Annotated in this window: 1 protein-coding gene; it reads right to left on the bottom strand. The window is 58.6% G+C overall.

Annotated features, from left to right (window positions below; translation table 11 throughout):
* Positions 1-292: TcfC E-set like domain-containing protein (locus WFN87_RS24065; protein ID WP_336983983.1), on the bottom strand; the 292-nt coding region annotated here is incomplete at both ends.

Here is a 292-nt window from a genome sequence, read left to right as displayed (position 1 = left end):
CTCACGGCCGTCTTCAATGAGGCGAATTTCAACTTCATAGATACCGGCCGGCAGCGGCACGGTGTCTAACATTTGCAGGCCGGGTTCAACAGGCTGAGAATTTATCAGGGTGCCGTCGCGGTAAATTTCAGCCACACCTTCACGATTGGCGGAGACGTAGACGGGATAAAGCGCCGGAATATCCCCGCCCTTCAGTAGTGCATCGCCGCTGCCCGCCATCATGCCCGCCAGCGTGCTGATACCGCCTCCCGGCGTATAAAGCTGGCGTATCAGGCCCTGACTGTCCGGCGTA

Source organism: Cedecea sp. AS113, from assembly GCF_037152415.1.
Taxonomy (GTDB): domain Bacteria; phylum Pseudomonadota; class Gammaproteobacteria; order Enterobacterales; family Enterobacteriaceae; genus Cedecea.
This window is presented reverse-complemented; position numbering and strand designations above follow the sequence as displayed.